Annotated in this window: 19 protein-coding genes; 1 reads left to right on the forward strand and 18 read right to left on the reverse strand. The window is 44.3% G+C overall.

The window, feature by feature from the left end; genetic code table 11:
* Positions 1–204: 204 nt before the first annotated feature.
* The 11 genes from BI182_RS00955 to BI182_RS01005 all read right to left on the reverse strand — a co-directional run bounded on the left by BI182_RS00955 (position 205) and on the right by BI182_RS01005 (position 9745).
* Positions 205–642, reverse strand: coding sequence for a hypothetical protein (locus BI182_RS00955; protein ID WP_286804888.1), 438 nt, complete (start codon positions 640–642; stop codon positions 205–207).
* Positions 643–777: 135 nt separating this feature from the next.
* The gene (locus tag BI182_RS00960) at positions 778–1803 is read right to left on the reverse strand and encodes a hypothetical protein (protein WP_286804889.1); all 1026 of its coding nucleotides are present in this window, start codon (positions 1801–1803) and stop codon (positions 778–780) included.
* A gap of 255 nt (positions 1804–2058) precedes the next feature.
* Positions 2059–3369 carry a hypothetical protein gene (locus BI182_RS00965; protein WP_286804891.1) on the reverse strand — a complete coding sequence of 437 codons (1311 nt, stop codon included), beginning with the start codon at positions 3367–3369 and terminating at the stop codon, positions 2059–2061.
* 28 nt (positions 3370–3397) lie between these two features.
* Entirely contained in the window at positions 3398–3802 is a 405-nt protein-coding gene (locus BI182_RS00970) for a tellurite resistance TerB family protein (protein WP_286804892.1), read from the reverse strand.
* Positions 3803–3953: 151 nt separating this feature from the next.
* Positions 3954–4931 carry a helix-turn-helix transcriptional regulator gene (locus BI182_RS00975; protein WP_286804894.1) on the reverse strand — a complete coding sequence of 326 codons (978 nt, stop codon included), beginning with the start codon at positions 4929–4931 and terminating at the stop codon, positions 3954–3956.
* A 28-nt stretch (positions 4932–4959) separates the two neighbouring features.
* On the reverse strand, positions 4960–5109 hold the full coding sequence (locus BI182_RS00980; protein ID WP_228878163.1) for a hypothetical protein: 150 nt from the start codon (positions 5107–5109) through the stop codon (positions 4960–4962).
* 535 nt (positions 5110–5644) lie between these two features.
* Complete coding sequence (locus tag BI182_RS00985) at positions 5645–6049, reverse strand: hypothetical protein (protein WP_286804898.1); 405 nt, start codon at positions 6047–6049, stop codon at positions 5645–5647.
* A 72-nt stretch (positions 6050–6121) separates the two neighbouring features.
* On the reverse strand, positions 6122–7732 hold the full coding sequence (locus tag BI182_RS00990) for an IS1634 family transposase (protein WP_286804900.1): 1611 nt from the start codon (positions 7730–7732) through the stop codon (positions 6122–6124).
* 120 nt (positions 7733–7852) lie between these two features.
* A complete protein-coding gene (locus BI182_RS00995; RefSeq protein WP_286804902.1) occupies positions 7853–8176 on the reverse strand; it encodes a hypothetical protein in 324 nt (107 codons plus the stop codon).
* Entirely contained in the window at positions 8169–9269 is a 1101-nt protein-coding gene (locus BI182_RS01000; protein ID WP_286804904.1) for an AAA family ATPase, read from the reverse strand. The genes BI182_RS00995 and BI182_RS01000 overlap by 8 nt, the downstream gene beginning before the upstream one ends.
* Positions 9270–9412: 143 nt before the next feature.
* Positions 9413–9745 carry a CGGC domain-containing protein gene (locus tag BI182_RS01005; RefSeq protein ID WP_070370292.1) on the reverse strand — a complete coding sequence of 111 codons (333 nt, stop codon included), beginning with the start codon at positions 9743–9745 and terminating at the stop codon, positions 9413–9415.
* Positions 9746–9871: 126 nt separating this feature from the next.
* Between BI182_RS01005 and BI182_RS01010 the strand changes: the two genes are divergently transcribed.
* The gene (locus tag BI182_RS01010) at positions 9872–11074 is read left to right on the forward strand and encodes a diaminopropionate ammonia-lyase (RefSeq protein ID WP_228878156.1); all 1203 of its coding nucleotides are present in this window, start codon (positions 9872–9874) and stop codon (positions 11072–11074) included.
* Positions 11075–11167: 93 nt separating this feature from the next.
* On the opposite strand, the gene BI182_RS01015 is transcribed toward BI182_RS01010, so the two are convergent.
* The 7 genes from BI182_RS01015 to BI182_RS01045 all read right to left on the reverse strand — a co-directional run bounded on the left by BI182_RS01015 (position 11168) and on the right by BI182_RS01045 (position 19074).
* Positions 11168–12082, reverse strand: a complete 915-nt coding sequence (locus BI182_RS01015; protein ID WP_286804909.1) for a DMT family transporter — start codon at positions 12080–12082, stop codon at positions 11168–11170.
* A 115-nt stretch (positions 12083–12197) separates the two neighbouring features.
* The gene (locus tag BI182_RS01020; protein WP_148638086.1) at positions 12198–12890 is read right to left on the reverse strand and encodes a DUF4956 domain-containing protein; all 693 of its coding nucleotides are present in this window, start codon (positions 12888–12890) and stop codon (positions 12198–12200) included.
* Between the two features lie 58 nt (positions 12891–12948).
* On the reverse strand, positions 12949–13668 hold the full coding sequence (locus tag BI182_RS01025) for a polyphosphate polymerase domain-containing protein (protein ID WP_070370296.1): 720 nt from the start codon (positions 13666–13668) through the stop codon (positions 12949–12951).
* Positions 13669–13851: 183 nt separating this feature from the next.
* Positions 13852–15804, reverse strand: coding sequence for an oxidoreductase (locus tag BI182_RS01030; RefSeq protein WP_084633498.1), 1953 nt, complete (start codon positions 15802–15804; stop codon positions 13852–13854).
* Positions 15801–16277: a hypothetical protein gene (locus BI182_RS01035; protein ID WP_148638088.1), complete on the reverse strand. Its 477-nt coding sequence runs from the start codon at positions 16275–16277 to the stop codon at positions 15801–15803. The genes BI182_RS01030 and BI182_RS01035 overlap by 4 nt, the downstream gene beginning before the upstream one ends.
* A 30-nt stretch (positions 16278–16307) precedes the next feature.
* On the reverse strand, positions 16308–16865 hold the full coding sequence (locus BI182_RS01040) for a DUF2284 domain-containing protein (RefSeq protein ID WP_286804916.1): 558 nt from the start codon (positions 16863–16865) through the stop codon (positions 16308–16310).
* 43 nt (positions 16866–16908) lie between these two features.
* Complete coding sequence (locus tag BI182_RS01045; RefSeq protein WP_148638090.1) at positions 16909–19074, reverse strand: CotH kinase family protein; 2166 nt, start codon at positions 19072–19074, stop codon at positions 16909–16911.
* Positions 19075–19107 lie beyond the last annotated feature (33 nt).

The raw sequence follows: 19107 nt of genomic DNA on the forward strand, positions 1-19107 counted from the left end.
CCATGAAGATGGAGCCGCCTGCGGGTGAAACAATGAGGGCAGCTGTCAATGCGGACTCTTTCCGTGGTGTGGAATTCGTTGATGTAATCCAGTGGGTGTTCAGAAAAGTGTTCCAGGTGAACCATGGTTGATGCTTCCTTAAAGTGCATAATGATTAATCATTATACCATAGTTAAAAAGCCGGGTTTAGCCGAAATAATTTGATTAAATCAAGACTGTTTTGACACTTATAATTTGACAATTAACAGCCTGCATCTGCAGCAGCTGGACTCCCAGCTTTTGGGCCTCATGGCTCAGGGTCTCAAGCATCCGCCTGTAGCTGGCATCAATGCCATCTTTAAATTCCTGAACCCGGTTATCCCGGTTGATGGAAGGCAGGAAAAAGATGGCTAAAGGAATCAAGCCGACCACCAGATTGGCGAGTAATTCACAAACAACATCGACCCGATCCCGGAAAAAATCAAAATCAGTGAACTGGCCCCATTCCGGCTTGCCGGTACGCTCTCCCGCCAGGGCATTGAGCTGATCGACAAGCTGGCAATAATAGGTTATAGCCTCAGCCATTTTTTCCTCGCCGTATTGGCTGATCGCCTCATAGACCACCTCGACCGAGCGGCCAGCATAATCATTGATCTGGTTCACGGTGGTTAGAATAGTTGTTTTAAGAATTTTTTAAATTTTCTCAGAACCGACATATATTAAAGAGAAAATCGGTCTTATCAATTCAATCACTTTAAGTATAAATAAATTATCTCAAATAAATTTATTAGATCGAAGCTAAGCAATATTCTTAAGAATATTTTTAGAATTTTGAATCGACTCATCTACTGCAGTTCTATTTACTTTATTCATCTCATTTTCATTTGTAGCTTTCATTACTAGGCTAACCTGACACATCTTATACAATAAACCAACTAACAGCACTGTATTTTCTGTTGCTTTCTTCTCTTGTTCTGAAAAATCATTCCAGTCTACTTTGTTCAGTTTATTGACAATATATGAGATGAAGTTGAAATTTTCCAAATATTTAACTTGAACGGATTCAAGTGTTGCTGTATATTTTTTCGCTGTTTCTTCAAGTTCGATTAAATAGGTGCAAATTTTATTAATCGAATCTTCCGCCTTTTTCATTTGACTATAGGCCTCATCAGCCTTATCCGATAGTTTGGAACCAGTCACACTAAATACAACACCACCCACTAAAAGACCAACTCCAAGCGTTGCTGCTCCGAGAATTGTTGTCCCAAGAGCCATCCCTCCTCCCCCTACAGCAATTGCTCCACCACCTATTGCCGCTAAGGTAGCATTAGTTGCAGCTACACCACTCAACGATGCAATAGCGGTACCTGTCGAAGCAGTTCCAAGAGCCATTACTGCAGATGTTGTAGCACCTGCTGCAGCAAATCCACCTGCGGTGCCAACAGCTGCACCACCAATACCACCAAGCAACACTCCTGCTCCTACAGAAACATTTTTTAATGCTTCCTTGTCATATTTTGGTAAGGTAACCCCATCGATATTATACTTTTCAAATTGTGGTCGATTTTGAATTTTTTCAATTGTATTTGAAAAATCATCAAATCCCTTCAATATCTGCAATTCTAACTTACCTAATGCATCCATCGTTTTATTGGTTGTATCACTCTTCTTTTCAAATCTTTCAATGTTACTTGCATGCCGATTTTCTGCATTTTTCATTGTGTCATTTGCTTCTTTCATTTTTACTGCACCATGAACGCCGCCTCCGATACCAGCTAGACCTGCGATCGCAGCACCCACTCCTAAAATAATTGGTAATGGCATAATTTTATTCCTCCATATTTTTGAGTTTTTTGCATTCTATTTTATTCAACCTGTAATAATCATCACGCTCCATAATTTTACAAAAATACAAATCATAACATTCATCTACCCTGCAAAGCAACGGGCGATTTTCGTAAATCGAACAGAGATTACCTCGTAAATACTTGCATATTCCGTCCCCTCTATCTAATTCCGCGTATAGTTCGGATTTACCAAGGTTTCGACAGCAGCATCCACAATAGTCACATTTAAACACTATTTAAACACCAAAGTTGCATTCTTGTTTGACATATGTTCATCAAAACTGCCTTCCCATGGTTTTTTGATTCCCATCCTCTCAAAATTATCAAGAAGCATCACATTCAATTCTTCAATAGATTTTGCTGTTGAGAAAATATCCACCACATTGATATATGCTTCGGTTTCCTTTTTGAACAGCTCAATATCCAGTTTTTCAAGCTCATGCAAGTATGATAGCAGTGCTTCGTTTATTCTCTTATATGCTTCAATATTCATTTGCAGAGCATTTGAAATACCAACTCTGATACACACTTCTTTTAAAACCAGCGCTACAAATCGGAACCACGCTACCAGATTTAATCTCATGAAAAACGCCAGATAGTTACCACCCGAACGAATTCCTGCATCGATCCCATCCATGACGCATAAGGTGCCGTTACCAAATAATAGCATTATACGAAGATCCGTATGTTTAGATATCGGTATGCATTCTTTAATAGGTTTACCATACTGGAATCGTCTTCTTAGCGACCAGATTAACCTGATTGATAGATCAGTAATCACTACTGGTATCGCTAATGCTAATCCAAATCTGAAATCGTATCCTTCTTGAAATGCCCTAATTGCTATAGTGGCTAAATCCTGTTTATCCTTACCGACATCGAATTTTCCAAATTTGCAGAACTGGAATAATTCATAAAAAGGCATCACAACACCAGTACCACGCCCTTTACTACCTGAGCTTCCAGCAATATCAGAAATGATATGACCGAACCAATTTGCAATACCGCAAAACAGTTTTGATATAAAATTATTTCCCTGTAATTCAAACGTTTCAGTATTGATGGTTATAATTTGCCCATTCGCAATAAACGATGATGTTGAGGTAAACTGATTCAGCACTGAAAAAAATAATCCGACAATGTCCGGCGAATGTGATAATGACATCATATGATGATCAAGAGGTTTCATTTTAAATAGGTTACCGACATCGCCACTATGTCTTTGATCATAATTAATCTTAAATTTAGTCTCTAAGAACCCGATTGCACTGGCTACATTTCCTTTTTGTTCTTCTCTTGGATTCCAGCCAACCATTTTAGCAAAGCCCTTAACTGCATTATCAACCTGTGCGTCAGTCCATGTACCCAGTTTGCTATCGCCTGGAGCGCCGACAAGAAAACTATCGATCATTCCACCAATCGCACCACACGCAACCGCTACTAAGTAGTCGTATTTATCGCATTTGTCATCCGCTTGCAATAACGCTTGATTCTCACTATTATTAATGATAAGTGGATACTCGTTAATTGATTTATGATACATATGCTCAAAAATCCTTTCAGCTCACAATCTATTCACTCAGCGTAAAAAACAATTCTTTGCAAACAGTGGCATAAATGTCCAATAAACTATTTAATTTACTAAGCACGCCTTCTTTTACCTTCATTCCAGTAACTAAAGCATCCATAAATTCTTTTTCTTTATCTTCATACACACCATCAGCTTTTACCAAACCTAAGATTTCAAGCACAATGATATTTTTTTCTTTTGTGGTAGCTTTTTCAGCCAGTTCTGAAAGAACATCATTAATTGTTCCATCATATTCTGGGACATCCTCTGGTATACTCATCTCTCTACAATATGCAAAAATCATTTCTTTTTCTTCATTAACAAAAACCCCATTTGACCACGCTGCATGAATGCACACCTTTAAGAACAACTCTTTATTTACGTCTTCTAACTGATTTAAAAACATTACAAACCCTCCTTGGTTTACTTATTTTTTTGTTTTACACGCTAATCTTTACATTAGTTCTTCACTTAATTTTCCAAGCTAATCTAATTTTTATCAACAGCGACAAGCCTTGACAATTAACAATAACCAGTTTCTTTTTGATACTCTTATCTCACCCCTCCCCATACTTCCCCCGCATCCGCTCAATCATCTCCACCATCTCTTTTCGATAACTCGGTGGGCTTAACACCTCAACCCAGTCCCCCTGGGAAAGCAGCCATTTCTTGACCCCTTCACCGTAAACCCGGGCTGACAAGGTGGTGACGCCGTCCTCGGTTTTTTCTACCTTGGCGGTGGGCAATCGGTCCAGAACCGCCTCCAGAGACGGGCCGAAAAAGCGGAAGCGAATGGTCGTCAGTTCACCGGTATACATAAACTGAATCTGCTCCCGAAATTCACCTTCTTTAAAGCGGTTGCCATAGTCAATCGTAAAACGCTGATCGCCCTCACAAAAAGCATAATTGATAAACCGGTCGAGCCGGAAAACCAGCGAAACGGGGTTCTCCTTGCCATTGATCTCGGCAATGACATAAAAATAATACTCATTGAACATCAGCCCCAGGGGATTGATTTTATAGGCCTTCACCGTACCATCCTGCTTTTGATACTGCACATCCAGCACCTGCTGCTTCTGAACACTCTGGCTGAAAAACCAGATCCGTTCAATTAAATCCTGACCGTGTTTGACCGGCTGATAAAACTGGCGTTCATTGCCGATGGCCACCTCAATGGCCTTGCGGTTATAGGATAAACGCAGCAGATGATCGAGGATTTCCTCCATTTCGTTTTCGCTGAAAGCCCGGGCATCCAGCAAGACCTTGGCCACGGCAAAGATATCATGATCCGACAACACCATACTGCCTTCCCGATACAACCGGTGGCCCTGACGCTTACGGTCATAGGCAACCTCACTCTCGGGATAAATCTCTTGCAGATAAGCTTCTATTTCCTGCAGATGCCGCTGGATGGTTTTGTCCGTGACTTTCTGTTCTTCGGCCCACTTCTGTTTGTTGACGATCTCACCTCGGATGATCTGATCATAGATGGCGAGGATCCGGGCGGTTTTCTTTTTATCATGTTGTGATTTCAATCTACTGTTTCACCCCCTTTGAGTTTTTTTAAATCCGTACATTTTTCTTACAGCTTTTACACACCTTAACCGGCCCCAGTGGCCCCTGCATCGTCGTGGTGGCGGGATTCTGATGGCAGATCTGGCACAATGTCTTGTGATTCTTTTTCTGATTCGTATCTTTTTTCTCAAATAACATTGTCATTCCCCTTTTCCATGGATTTATTTGATATTAAAATTATATCGGAACAGCCTGGACAGAATCTGTCCTCTATCATTAATTTATCCGTTTTTTATTTGCTCACCAACAGCGACACCTGAATATCTGAAGCCTTTCATCAGCCATCACAATTGCTGCTATTCAAATCTTAAATTTCTCAATTGCTGATTTAATCGACCAATGTGCTCCTGTTGTTTTTCATTGCCGTCTTCTTTTGATGAAACATCTCTTAATCAGCCATGATTTTAATTCGACAATAAGCCGTATTTTTTTATTATACGCTATTTTGTAACGATTTCAAAACTTTTAGTAGGTAAATTCATGCTTTTTACGCACCATCCTCAAATCTTTAACAAATATCAAAAATTTGAGTATCATTCGCTAAAAATATCATTATATTCTCATCTCTTTCATCATACACGACTCTCTGAAAAAGACAAGATGTGGCAATTCGTGTGCCAGAAAAATTTCTAATAAAAAGAAAAACCGCCGCAGCGGTTAGTAAGTTCCATCCTTATGTCATTTTCAGAAAACCGGGATTATAGTCGGCGATAAAAAAACCACAGGTTGATAATACCTGAAGCTGCTCTTCCTTTTCCAACAAAGCCAATTGCAACTGTAATACTTTAAGATGGTCTATCTCCTGCGTTACGCCATCATGAGACCAGTCAATTCGCTCATCACTTTGGAGCCCGTGGGCTTTTGCCATATTTTGTCTGATCACAATCGTCATTTGATCCCTGGATACCGCAAACTTTCGATAATCGCTTCCCAGCGTTTCTTGCTGAACCCTTAATTTATACTTCTTGTTTTTCAATTCAGCTAAAGCTGTCATACGATGATAATAATCGTCATCTGGAATTGATTTCAGATGATAAAAGGCTTCAACCATCGGATAGTTGAGGTATAATTTGCCCATATCTGAAGAATCCGAAAAATGTTTCTGTAATGCCAGCAAAACATCACTATTATAACCTGGATTCCCGGCCACTCATAACGAGACTGGCGGCCGGATATCCATCGCAGCATATAGCTCTTTTTGTTTCTCCAGGATCTCGCCTACTCTGACAGCATGACCTGGTTCTTCAAAACATTCAATAACATCGAGTTTGTCTAACAGCCCCTGCATCGTGCACTTTCCAAAAAGCCCGGCATCCTGCATTTTTTTCTTGATGTAGGACAGGTAGATCAAAGCAATGAATTCCACAAATAGTTTGCCATCCAGGCTTTGTTCAGAAGAAACCAAGGTGCGTCGCATATTCAATCGTTCCTTCAGATTCCCGAAAGCTTTTTCAACAACATCTTTATTGCGATAGATATCAAGTGCTGTGATGGCATCCATGGTTTCGTTACTGATCAGCGAAAAGAAACCAAAGTAGCGTTTGGCTTTCGCCACTGCCTGCTCATTGATGGTGGCTTTCGTGCCACGTACCGGCGTTGTTTTAATGGTGAAATATTTTTTATAGGCCTTCTCATGTTCGGCAACCGGTTTGCCTGTCTCCAGTTCACGGCGGAGTTCAATCAAGTTTCTGTCGAAAGATTTTTCGTCGTCAGCCGCTTTATCAATGTTATAGTAGTAATGGATGTACAGTCGCCTTTTATCCTTAATGGTATCGCCTTTATATGGGCGTTCCAGCTGGTAATTCCACTCCGTCGTAACCGTTTTAGCATATAATTCGTATTTTTCGCTGTAGCAATCAAACGAGCGGAAACCATCATAAATTTTATCCAGTTCGTTGCGAACAAATGTCAATGATGTTTTAACGGCAATCAGGAACTTTAAATGGTCTTTGTAAAGGCTGTTAACATTCGCTTCACTGTAAAAGCCACGATCCATGACAAGTTTTACTTTGGAAAACCCCAGCACATCCAGATCGGCCAACAAATTCCGGATGGTTTTAGAGTCGGGAATATTACCGGCCAACTTGCGATAATAGAAGGGCAGGTTGGAGCTTTCTCCAAACACCATCGCCAGATTGAACTGTGGCAAGCGGTCATTTTCTTTATTGTTTCCATACTGAACCTGTCGCAAATGTTCTGAAAAACTGGAGATTGATGTGGTGTCGTAGGCCCAGAATTCTTTTTCGTTTCGGCGTTTACCCTGCAGCCTGAAAAATTCATTCTTTTTTTCTTCCGTAATCGCTGCGAACAATTCACTGCTGCGTTGGGAGGTGATGATCTGTCCATAGGGGTGTTTGTGCAGGATACTCCATTTTTCGAAACGAAACAGCGGATTATTTTCTTCCAGAATAAGATAATAGGCGATCGAAAGAATTTGCTTGTATTGCGCTGGAAAGCAATGTTTCAGATCGGCAATGATTCCAATTTTCTCGCCAATTGCATCGAAAAGATAGGTTGCACCATAAAAAGAACGGGTTACGGTTTTTGTTGGAATGGGGCCGCATTTAATCACTACATCGGATTCTTTTTTCTTTCGACCACGACCATCTGTCGGGACAATTTCACCTGTCTGCTGATCGACGCGGCCTACTAGTTTTCGTTTTGCCCGTGATTGTTGTTTCTCTTTATCCCAATAGGATATCGATTCATAAGCATAAGTAATATTGGATCGTTTGTCTTTTTGATATATGATTGCTGCCATATCTCCCTCCTCATCGTTATGTATAGCATAACACATAACGATGAGAATGACCAGCTTTTATAATGATAAACGGCTTAATTTAGGCGTTTTTTTGCAACAGACGCGCATTCTCGTTAGGTATTACCGGGAATCCAAGTTATAACGTGAATCCTGTGGATCCAGGTCAAATACCAGTAGAATATCGGTATACTTTTCATCAAACAGTTTTCTGTTTTCTTCACGCTTCTCTCTTGATTTTAGGACAAGCAGAATATCTGTTGCTTCAAGATCTTCCTGTCCAGCCATCATCATTTCCTGATATAATGCATAAATATTGGTACAATAAGATACAATCCGATAATCATCGAGAATTGGATAACTGCTGATTATTTTATTCATCAACAGAACATCAGTTTTTGCTCCTTCAACCAATACGAGAATTTTCTTTATATGTGCTTCATCCATTAAACTCACCACTTACATAGAGTTTTTCCAGATTATTACCTTCCCGTAATTCCCTTTTGGTGGCATTGGCCAGTGAAGTGAGCTGATTAGGGGTCAAAATAAAATAACAATCCGGCCTCATCATCCGATTCGTTAAAAGATTCGTGTTGTGGGATGTCAGCACGGTCTGAAAACCATCCATCGATTCCAATAAAGTAACGATCATCTCGGAAAGTTCAAAATGATAATATGCATCAAACTCGTCAATAAACAGAAAACTCAAGTCTTTTGAAGCAGACAACCAGTAGTATAAGGTATATAAAGCCTTTGTACCATTGGACGCCGTTTTGAAAAACGGCAGTGGTTTTTTGCGTTTAAAATACAACCGCTCCTGTCCATCCGGATCAACTATGATTTCCAACTGTTCGTCGATTCCGGCCCGGTTAATCAGACTTTGAAAGCCACCAAGACGATCATGGTCTAAAATAAACGAAAAATAATCCTTGCTGTCATTTTTAAAACCAATATAACGATTTTCATCCAGACTACGACACCAGAGCATGTTGTTCACAAAGCGCACCATTTCTTTTAACGGCTTGATCCCATCGCCAGCAGTGTTGCTGACAACATATTTTAAGATCGAAAAATGCTCGTTTAAAAATTCATAGTTTAGCGACGGCACCCTTTTTAACAGCCCTTCCAGATTTCCCTGTTTGTTAGAAAAATTATAAGAAAAGACAATTTCAGAGTCCATTCGGACTTCTTCAAATTGAAGCACCTGTTCCTGATTCTTGTGATACCGATATTCAATTTCTGAGTCACCAATCCTAAACACATACTGGAACTCGGCAAAACCGGTATCATTATCGGCATTCAGATAATAGTCATACAATCCCGGGGTGACATTTTTATCCGTCAGATGTGTTATCAGATCAAAAATGGCAAGGCCAATGTTTGATTTACCCACCCCATTTTTCCCATAAATAATGATTTTATTCAAAAAACCATCTTTAATACAATCCTTACTGAAAGAGTAATCCCGAACATCGGAAAAATCCAGTTCAATCTGCTCACTGAAATTTTTAAATCCTTTGACTTTGAAATTCTTAAGCATTTGCGTCTCACCTCTTCTCTTTGCTTAGATTATACCCTACTGACTTGTAGATGCAAGTATAAAAAGAAGGATACTGTAATTTTTTTACGGTATCCTCATCTGGTTATTAGTTTATCAATTTTTTCATTCTCCCATTCAAAATCTCAGTGGGTATACTCTAAAACGGTTATCTCATCACCAAGCTTTTTACGAATAGCGGCCAGCATTTGCTCAGCATGGGGACATTTGAAACCAATCGGATTTCCTTTAGTAATACAGGATGCCAAAGTGATGGTGTCGGCGCCACGCTTGACCATTTCCGCTGCCCGGGTGACAGCTTTTTTTCCCGGACATCCGCCACAGGTATTAAAGCCGATTATTTCGATTTCTCCCTCAACTCCCGCAAAGGCACCCTTCTTCCCTCGGATCACTTTAAAATCAGTCGTTCCCGGACACATATCTTCAGTCTGCAGGCAACGAATTACTCCAACTTTCATACCTAACCTCCATATTTTGATGATGATTATCTTTTTCTCTAATCATTATCGCATTGTGATATAATGACTACAATAAAAAAATCCGAAAACTATTTGCTTGATTCACCCCATAATAAGGAGACCCCGATGAACTCACCCATTACCATCATCTCTGGCGTAGGCCGGAACCCAATCACCGATCCGGAGCCAACCCCAGTGTTATCCCCAAGCGCCGTGGTCGGTGTCCGCCGCTTTCATCAATCATTGCCTCAGTATCAGCCGACGCCGTTGATAGCTCTGCCCGATTTGGCCGAGAAATTAGGCGTTCGCAATATTTTTGTTAAGGATGAATCCCACCGCTTCGGACTCAACGCCTTCAAAAGCCTGGGGGCATCTTACGCCATGGCTACCATCATTGCCGGGCAGATCCAGGCCGATATGGCAGACCTTACTTTTCCGTTACTGAGCTCTACGGCCATTCACCAGCAGATTAAGAATCTGGTTTTTATCACCGCCACCGATGGCAACCACGGCAAGGGAGTGGCCTGGGCTGCTGCGCTTTTTGGCTGCCGGGCGATAGTGCTGATGCCAAAAGGCTCTAAACCCAGCCGGGCGGCGGCGATCCGGGCCATCAATGATACCCCGGTTGAGATCACAGAACTGAATTACGACGAGTGCGTCCGCCGGGCTGCCCAGCTGGCAAAGGAGAAGGGTTACATCCTCATTCAGGACACTGGCTTTGACGACTACGAGGCCATCCCCAACGCCATCACCCAGGGCTATACCACCATGGCAAGCGAAGCTCTGGAGCAATTGCAAGAATGCGGCATTGCCAGGCCCAGCCATGTTTTTCTTCAGGCCGGGGTCGGTTCGATGGCCGGAGGTGTGCTGGGTTATCTGAGCCAGTATTACAATCAGTATCCGCCAATCACCACCATTGTTGAGCCGGACACCGTTGCCTGCATTTTCAAGTCGGTGCAGCAGGGACAGCCAGTGGCGATTGGCGGTCACCCGGAAACGATTATGGCCGGTTTAAACTGCGGCGAACCGAACCCTCTGACCTGGCCGATTCTTAGAGACTTAGCCAGCTTTTATGCCAGCTGCCCGGATTGGGTCACTAAACTGGGGATGCAAACCCTGGCCCATCCCGGAGGCACTGACCCGGCAATTATCTCCGGCGAATCCGGAGCCGTCGGTCTGGGGCTGCTGATTTCTTTGTGTACCGACCAAAGTCTTACCGCCCTGAAACAATCGCTTAATCTTGATCGCAACTCCACCATCTTACTGTTCAGTACCGAAGGCAATACCGATCCCGAAGGGTATCAGGCCATTGTCACGGGTGCTGTTTAAACTGTCCAATAAACCGTAAATGAACATCAAAAGGTGCCCCCGCTTGGCGCTCCGATCGTTATCTCAACCGGATCCAAGCGGATGCACCTTTTTTCAAATCCGTCCCGCCTCCCGATTGACCAGCCAGATCCCCACACTGACACAAGCCAGGGAAACAAGAATCCGCAGGCTAAGAAATGCCTCACCCAGAAAAAGCCCCGATAAGATTACCCCAAAAACCGGAATCATAAAGCCATAAATGGCCACTACTCCAACCGGGTTGTGCTTTAATAGGATCGTCCAGATGGAAAAAGCGGCAGCTGACAAGGCTGCCAGATAGCCAAGTAAAAGCAGTCCCGGGACGGTAACCTGCGTGATCGACCCCCCCATCAATAACCCGATCATCACCAGCACCACCCCGCCGATCATCAGCTGATAGGCGGTCAGAATCATTGAATCGCTTTTTTGCGTATAGATTCGGGTCATCACTGCCCCCAGCGCCGAGGCGATGCAGACCAGAAAGAGAAAACCATCCCCCAGCAGCGAAAAACTGCTGTCGATCCGGCCACCCTTGAGCTGAATAATGATCACCCCGACCATCCCCAAAATGCAGCCAATGATCTTGGCCCGGGTCATCTTCTCGTTTTTCAGAATCAGATGGGCAAAAAGAATCGCAAAAAAGGTGGAGGTGGCATTGATAATCGATGCCTTCACCCCGGTGGTATTGGCCAGGCCGATGTAAAAGAAAATATACTGGAGGGTCGTCTGCACCAACCCCAAGCTGATCATCCGGCCCCACTCTTCTCTTTGCGGCAGCGCAATTTTCTTTACATAAAGGCTGGTGATGATCCATGTCAGTATTCCTGCCAGAGTAAAACGATAACCGGCAAACAAAACCTGAGCTCCGGTAGTGGTGATTCCAAAAAGCTCATAGCCAATTTTAACCGCCGGATAGGCGCTGCCCCAGAGCAGGCAGCAAAGGGTTGCCAGGGCCAAAACCACGCCCTTGTTTTGCAGTCGATCTTTCAAATTTTTCCTCCACTCTTATTTTTATAGCATACTTGCAAACTAAAAAACCTGCTACTTTCGCAGCAGATTTGATTTATTTTATGAAACCAGCTAAATTGATTCTGATTTTTAAATACTATCCCAGATAGACCATATCGTTATTGATTTGAGTATTAAGGACAATGTTCAGATTTCCGTTTCGACAGCGCAACTGGTCAATGAACGCTTTCTGATCCATCGCATCTTTTGGCTGGATGGTATAAATAATTTCAAACAACGACCCAAAATCCGTCGTTTTGACCCGTTGCAGCTTATAACTCTGGGTATACTGCTCTAGAATATCTTCAAAGCAATTCTGAAAATCGATATCTTCGGGGATGGTAATTTTAAGTTGCATCATATTGACTCGCGGTTTGGCATATTTCGTCACGCTGAGAATAACCATCACTGCGCATAGAATGACGGCAAAAAGCATTCCATAGCCGATATAACCCATCCCGCAGGCCAGTCCGACGGCCAGGGTAAAAAAGACATAGGAAATATCAATGGGATCCCCCGGTGCGCTTCGAAAGCGGATCAGACTGAAGGCTCCAGCCAAACTAAAGGCCCGGGCAATATTATTGCCCACCAGAAGAATGATAATGGCAATGATGGCTGGCAGCATAATCAGAGTTACCGTAAAGCCATGGGAATAACCTTCTTTACCCCGGGTTTTGATATAAATAACGCTAATAAATAATCCCATCAATAAAGAAGCAAAAATAATATTGACAGTTGTTGATAAGGTCAGCGTCTCACTGGTTGCTGATGAAAATAGTGTCTCCCACATGTCTGATCTCCCTTTATAAGTCTGTTATGAAATTGGTTTTGTCAGGCTGCGACAGATCCTACTCGGCCCGACTTAGATACTCCTGATAGGTTCTACCATATTTTGAAAAGCTGGAACTATAGATTTTCAGTTCCGATAGCGCCCGGGCCAGCCATAAGGGCATCGCCCCGAGAATCTTGATTTCCATGACATACTGATTGGGCGGAATCACAAAATCACCATAGTCACCCTTTTCTAAAAACAGGTGCGTTTGCCGGCTTTTAATATTGCAGTCAAAGGTCACCCGGAGGTTGGGATCATTTTTTCCCACATAGGCGGTCCGCTGATAGCTGATATACGCCTTTGCTTCAATTGAACGATTTTCCAGAAAATACTCAATTTCTTTTAAAACCTGTACTTCACTCTGGTTCAATCCTTCGGGATACTCTCTTTTAGACACAAAATTATAGGCATCATTTAATCGCAATGAGGCCCGCCGTTTATTGACAATCCCACCGATTTTTTTCTTCAGCTCCAAAAACACTCTTTCCTCAAGGGTTTCGGGAATGGTATAGCTTCGCAGCCGCAGTTTTTCTTTATAATAGGGCTTGGACAGAGAATGTCTGATCACATCATAATGCTGGGTATCGTAATAAATATTATAGATCATATAGCTGTCATTTTTTGAGGTGTAGGTATCCGGCTTCATTTCTGTCAGCAATATCGGCAAGATCTTCTCATATTGAACCGCATCTAATTGATATTTTTTCTCATAGCGCTTAAAGGTCGTTGTGATCATTTTATGTCTCCATTATTGCTAATTTTAGGAAAACAAACCCGCTGCCAATCGACTCAATTAACGATGGAACGTAAAGCTGCAGCACCAGCTGTTTTACGTTATTTGATAAGTCCCTAATTTTGAATTTTACCACACTTATGCAACAACCGTCAATTTATTAATTTCATATTAAATTTTGATTAACTAAAGCGTCCGGGCCACGTCGTTGGCCGCCCAGATCGCCGCCCGAATATTTTTGATCGCCTGACTATCGCCAATATTATAAACCTGGGGGTAGTCGTTCTGTATTTCTTCATATAAAGAAGGTGCTGGTTCAAAACCTACCGCAATCATCACGTGATGGGCCGGAAGCAACCGTTCCTCTCCGTTTTTTTCAATTACGGCGCCTTCTTCAGTGACCGATTTTAGGGTGGCAGAGGTGATAATTTCGCTACGATAAAAGACCAGTAAATCCTTCAGCATCTGTTGGTTAGCCGGAGCCATGGGGATACCGGCGGCCAGAATCTCCGGGGCTGAGTCCACGATGACCATCTTATGACGATGCATGGCCAGATGGAGGGCCGCCTCACAGCTGGCCAGACCGCCGCCAATGGCCGGACAGCGGGGTCCGACAAAGGTCTTGTCGGTCAGCACATCAATAGCATTGGTCACTTTTTCGCTGTCCATCCCCGGGAATTCAAGCTGCTTGGCTTCGGAGCCCTGGGCAATAAAAACGATCTCCGGATTGATGGCAGCTATTTTTTCTGGGGTTGCCGGTTCATCAAGACGAATCTCGACAGTTAAGCCTTCCAGCTGATTTTCATACCAATGGATCAGCTGGCGGTCGGCGGTTTTTAAGATCCGCTGGCTGCTGTATTTCAGCTTGCCCCCCAGTCCGTAGCTTTTTTCAAAGAGGGTCACCTGATGGCCCCTCAGTGCGCTGACCCGGGCCGCTTCCATCCCAGCCGGTCCGCCACCAACCACCACTACCTTTTTCAGGCTTTCGGCCGCTACAATCCTGGTACGCAGTTCCCGACTGCAGTCCGGATTAACGGTGCAGGAGGCTTTCTGCCCGGCAATCAGCTGGGCCAGACAACCGTCATTACAGCCCAAACAGGGCCGGATCACTTGGCTTTTAGCGTTTTCTAACTTGACAGGCAGCTCGGGATCAGCCAGCAGCGGCCGACCCAGCCCCACCATATCCAGCTTACCTTGGGCCAGCGCCTCGGCCGCCAGCTCCGAATCATCCATTTTTCCGGCGGCCAGGACCGGCACTGTAACAACTTTTTTAAGGGTCTCACTAAGATTCAGATAAACCCCTTTGTCAAAATAGACCGGCGGATATTTCCAATAGGAGGATTTCTCCGGCGTATCGATGCCGGCTGTCACGTCAAAACCGTCACAGTCGGCTGTAACCAACAGCACTGCGGCCGCCAGGGCTTCATCGACGTCACGTCCCTGTTCGGCAAATTCTTCCAGCGGCAAGGCTTGCTGTCCCCCGGCTTTAAGATAGCTTTTCATTGCCAACCGCACAATCACCGGAAAATCACGGCCACAGGTGGTCTTGATGGCAGCAATGATTTCCGTCACGATCCGAAAACGGTTTGGCAGCTCGCCGCCGTAATCATCCCGACGCTGATTATAAAGCGCCAGGGTAAAACCATCGAGCATAGATCCCGTTTCGATTTCAACGCCATCAAAACCGGCCGCTTTGACAATTTTGGCCGCCTCGGCAAAGGATGCCACCAGCTGCCGGATTTCGGCAAGGGTCATCGTCTGGCAACGTTTACTTTGTTCTAACCAGCTATCTCCAACCAAACCAGCCGCCAGCTGTACAAAGATCATGGTGCCGTGGTCATGGATCTGCCGGGTCATTTTCTGTCCGGCCGCAATATAAGCCTCGGGGTTAAACCCAGGAGTGGGGTCCGTACAAACCGTCTGTTGAGGGTCTAAGGCGGTCACCGCATTGGCACCGGCAATGATCAGACCCACCCCGCCCTTAGCCCGGGTCACATAAAAAGCGCTAGCCGCATCGGTATAAGCCCCGTTTTCATCAGCCGTCGCAATCCCCATTGCCGGCATAAACAGCCGGTTCTTGAGCTTCAGCTGCTTGATTGTAAAGGGCTCAAATAAAGCTCTGACCTTCTTATCCATCATATTACTGCCGCTCCGAATCTGCGGACATGATCCACCAGTTCCTGATAAGTGCTCTTCATTAAATCTGCTGGCAACTCGTAGAGTTCGATGCTGTGGCGCAGCTTGACCATGCCGTTCGGTACAATTTCATCCGCTGCTGTCATCTCAAAATCGGCTTCATAGACCACCTTACAATCGATGCTAGCATTAAATTTGCTGGCCAGCGATCCCAACAGTAGCTGGGCCAACTGGTACTGCTCGTCGATCACATAAAAGTCTACATAAGTTTCCGGACAATGATCGTCCCGCTCTTCCTCAATCAGAAAACCCTGGCAGGCGCTCATCGAAAAGAACACCGGAATGGCGTTAATGGCATCTACCAGTTCCCGAATCCCGCCATCAATATCTTCGGGATTCTGTAAATAAGCTGTCTTGTCGGCCTGGGTAAAAACTGTAATGGGATTACTCGCAATCCCTAAAAATGATAAATCCATCTGATCCCCGCTTTCTGGTAATTTAAAATTCTAAACCGCATGAACGCCCTGGCGGTTGTTGAAAAAGATCATCCCGAACCAGGTAATAACATTATAGCCATTTAAAAACGACAGTTGATGTTTTTCGCAGATATCCGTCACCGAGATGGCATGGCTTTCGACACAGGGATACATTTTGTCCTGATGCTTACAGGCCTCATCCGGGTAGCCACAGTCCTCACAGATGGCACATGATTCGGCCGTCAGAATCAGCTTGTCCTCGTGTTCGCCAAAAATATTGGTCTTGATTGCTTCGACAATTTCAATATGCTCACAACGGGTTGCCAGCATTTCGTCCATATTTAGGATATCGCTGACCTCCGAGATGGTGCTAAAAATAAAGGCGTGTTCATAACCCAGACACCGTTCTTTGCATTCTGCCAGGGTCCCGACCGCCGGCGGACAGGACCAGGAGTTTCCGTATTGCGGACATTCCAACTTACAGATGGTTCGCACTGCTTCATAAAAATTAATTTCTGATGGATCAAAAAACGCATATTCAAATATCGGATATTCAGTAATTTTCGTTTCGATATATTCTCTTGTCATTCGTTTCCTCTTAACTTTTCGGTGCAACTGGCAGCCATAAACATTATACCACTGGCGCCGTGGATAATTCAAAATAACGGTTGGATGTGTTCTTAATAAAGGTTCCCTTGGTAACAAGTTTGACCTGAATCGCTTCAGCCCGAAGATTCATTCCTACTGTTCCAGCAATCTCATCATTCTTGGCCCAGCCCAGCCAGCCGTAGTTTTGCGAATGAATCCGATAATAGACATCATATTTGTCGGCCAATTCGCCGGTTAGCCGTATTTTTACGGCTTCCAGGCCCAAGGCCTGACCGGTCGTGCCAGCCACTGTGCCAGTCGGGACATAATCCTGCCACCCGATATTCTGAACATGGGTGCTGTATTCCAGAGAGCCAGCACTTTCATCGCTATTAATGGCTAGTTCCAATGCTTCCAGACAGAGTGCCTGGCCGGTGGTTCCGGCCTGCATCCCCGTGGTAACCGCCGACTGCCAGCCCTGATTTTGCACATGGCTCAAGTAAGTGAGCGTCGGCATTTCTGCCCCATAGGCCCCGGCCAGATAATTACTGCGATCAACAATCCAGTTTCGCAAATAGGAAATTTCCCCGACAAAAGAATGCTCAATGATCCGACTGTTGGTGGTTTCCAGCGTCGGCACCCCCAGCACCGGCCACTTGCCAAAATTATTTTCGGCTGATCCCGCAACCAGTTTTGCTACTGCATTGAGATTATCATCAGTGTTATCGATCGCTTTTTTTACATCCGTGGCATAGAGTTGATTCGCTCTTGCCACAAATTCCTCATTGCGACACAGCTGGGCATACCAGTCATTGCGAACAATTCCCTCTTCAACCCGCAGCGTAATATTTTTGGCATAGTCTTCCGAGACTGTCCCTTTGGCAATATTCCCCAATGACAAATCGTAGTCCCAGACCGGACCGGCATGGAGCTTGTCACTGTCGCCATCCTTATAGAAATAAATACTGGACATCCCAATCTCAATATTTTTGGCAAATTCATCGACAAAATAGCGCTTAACAAATGAATCCACGTCAATTATTTCGCTGATCGCCGCCCAGTCGGGATCGTCGGCATACAACAAGGTTTCCAACTCATTGATCTGTGCCTGGATATTTACAAATGCCTGTTGTACCTCCGGACTGTCCGCCGCATCAACAGAATCCTTTAAGGTAAAGATGGTGCCGCTTTTGGTGGTGGTAAAATAATAGGGTTCTGCCGTCCCATAATGGTTATCCATTTCCAGCAGTAGCCCATCGGGATTTTTAAGCTCAACCCGATTACTGCCCACCTCAACCTTTTCACAAATCAGATAATTACCCAGATATTCGCCGTTGATATAAAGATCCACAAACCGGGATTCCGAGGAATAAGCCAACCCCATGTCATTGGCCAGATCAAAAATCAGCCGATTTCTGGCAAAGGACCGATCGGTGTGATTAGCCAGCAAGACCCAGGTTTTAGCCGGAGCCATGCCAAGAAGCCCTTTTTTGCCATCAAATTTAATCTGATACGGTCGCTTTTCAAGACTCCAGGTGAAATTTCCCCGGCCTTTGATAACCGCTGATTCCCCACTGAAATTGTTGTTAGGATCGGCACTGTCGTCAAGACTTATCATAGCACTGATTTTATTTTCTTTATCAGCATGAAGGTACTCCAGATTGTTTTTGTTGCTATCCGTATCTGACATGGTAATCGATAGAACCGGGATACCATTACTCATCGCCGCTACCGTGGCCAGGTCAGTCTCCGGCGTCACCACAGCGGTAGGCTGAAGCGCTGTCCCCTTCACCGCCACACAGGCATTTCCCTGATATCCGGCATCGCCATCTTCGATGGTGGTATCTTCTTCCGGCGTATAGGCCGATACATAAATTTGAATGTTTTCCCCAGCCGGAACCGTTGCCAATACGGCGGACAGATCAATAATCTGTGTTCCCGACTGCAGACCGGAGGTGCGCTCCACATACAGTTGCGCCACTGAAGCTTTAAAAGGCCCGACCAGATCATCCCCAGGTTCATCCCGACAAATGTCAATCATCCATCCTGATGCATAGTTGTTGTCAAAGGTGACTGACAGACTCGTTGCTGTTTCATCATATACCGCCCTGATTGTCCCCAAACCATAAACCGGCCCAGCCAGCACTACCAACAACATGATCCATAATACGACAAGACAGTCTATTTTTTTTACTCTTTTCCTATTCATTTAAACCCCTTTATTAGCCATTGTTAACTTTTA

It is taken from the genome of Acetobacterium sp. MES1, assembly GCF_002237635.1.
Classification (GTDB): domain Bacteria; phylum Bacillota; class Clostridia; order Eubacteriales; family Eubacteriaceae; genus Acetobacterium; species Acetobacterium wieringae.

Bases quoted from the DNA above. Each gene is read 5' to 3' on its own strand.
- BI182_RS00960 (WP_286804889.1), bottom strand. From the start codon at position 1,803: ATGCCATTACCAATTATTTTAGGAGTGGGTGCTGCGATCGCAGGTCTA.
- BI182_RS00965 (WP_286804891.1), bottom strand. From the start codon at position 3,369: ATGTATCATAAATCAATTAACGAGTATCCACTTATCATTAATAATAGT.
- BI182_RS00970 (WP_286804892.1), bottom strand. From the start codon at position 3,802: ATGTTTTTAAATCAGTTAGAAGACGTAAATAAAGAGTTGTTCTTAAAG.
- BI182_RS00980 (WP_228878163.1), bottom strand. From the start codon at position 5,109: ATGTTATTTGAGAAAAAAGATACGAATCAGAAAAAGAATCACAAGACA.
- BI182_RS00985 (WP_286804898.1), bottom strand. From the start codon at position 6,049: ATGGGCAAATTATACCTCAACTATCCGATGGTTGAAGCCTTTTATCAT.
- BI182_RS00990 (WP_286804900.1), bottom strand. From the start codon at position 7,732: ATGGCAGCAATCATATATCAAAAAGACAAACGATCCAATATTACTTAT.
- BI182_RS00995 (WP_286804902.1), bottom strand. From the start codon at position 8,176: ATGGATGAAGCACATATAAAGAAAATTCTCGTATTGGTTGAAGGAGCA.
- BI182_RS01000 (WP_286804904.1), bottom strand. From the start codon at position 9,269: ATGCTTAAGAATTTCAAAGTCAAAGGATTTAAAAATTTCAGTGAGCAG.
- BI182_RS01005 (WP_070370292.1), bottom strand. From the start codon at position 9,745: ATGAAAGTTGGAGTAATTCGTTGCCTGCAGACTGAAGATATGTGTCCG.
- BI182_RS01010 (WP_228878156.1), top strand. From the start codon at position 9,872: ATGAACTCACCCATTACCATCATCTCTGGCGTAGGCCGGAACCCAATC.
- BI182_RS01020 (WP_148638086.1), bottom strand. From the start codon at position 12,890: ATGTGGGAGACACTATTTTCATCAGCAACCAGTGAGACGCTGACCTTA.
- BI182_RS01025 (WP_070370296.1), bottom strand. From the start codon at position 13,668: ATGATCACAACGACCTTTAAGCGCTATGAGAAAAAATATCAATTAGAT.
- BI182_RS01030 (WP_084633498.1), bottom strand. From the start codon at position 15,804: ATGATGGATAAGAAGGTCAGAGCTTTATTTGAGCCCTTTACAATCAAG.
- BI182_RS01035 (WP_148638088.1), bottom strand. From the start codon at position 16,277: ATGGATTTATCATTTTTAGGGATTGCGAGTAATCCCATTACAGTTTTT.
- BI182_RS01040 (WP_286804916.1), bottom strand. From the start codon at position 16,865: ATGACAAGAGAATATATCGAAACGAAAATTACTGAATATCCGATATTT.
- BI182_RS01045 (WP_148638090.1), bottom strand. From the start codon at position 19,074: ATGAATAGGAAAAGAGTAAAAAAAATAGACTGTCTTGTCGTATTATGG.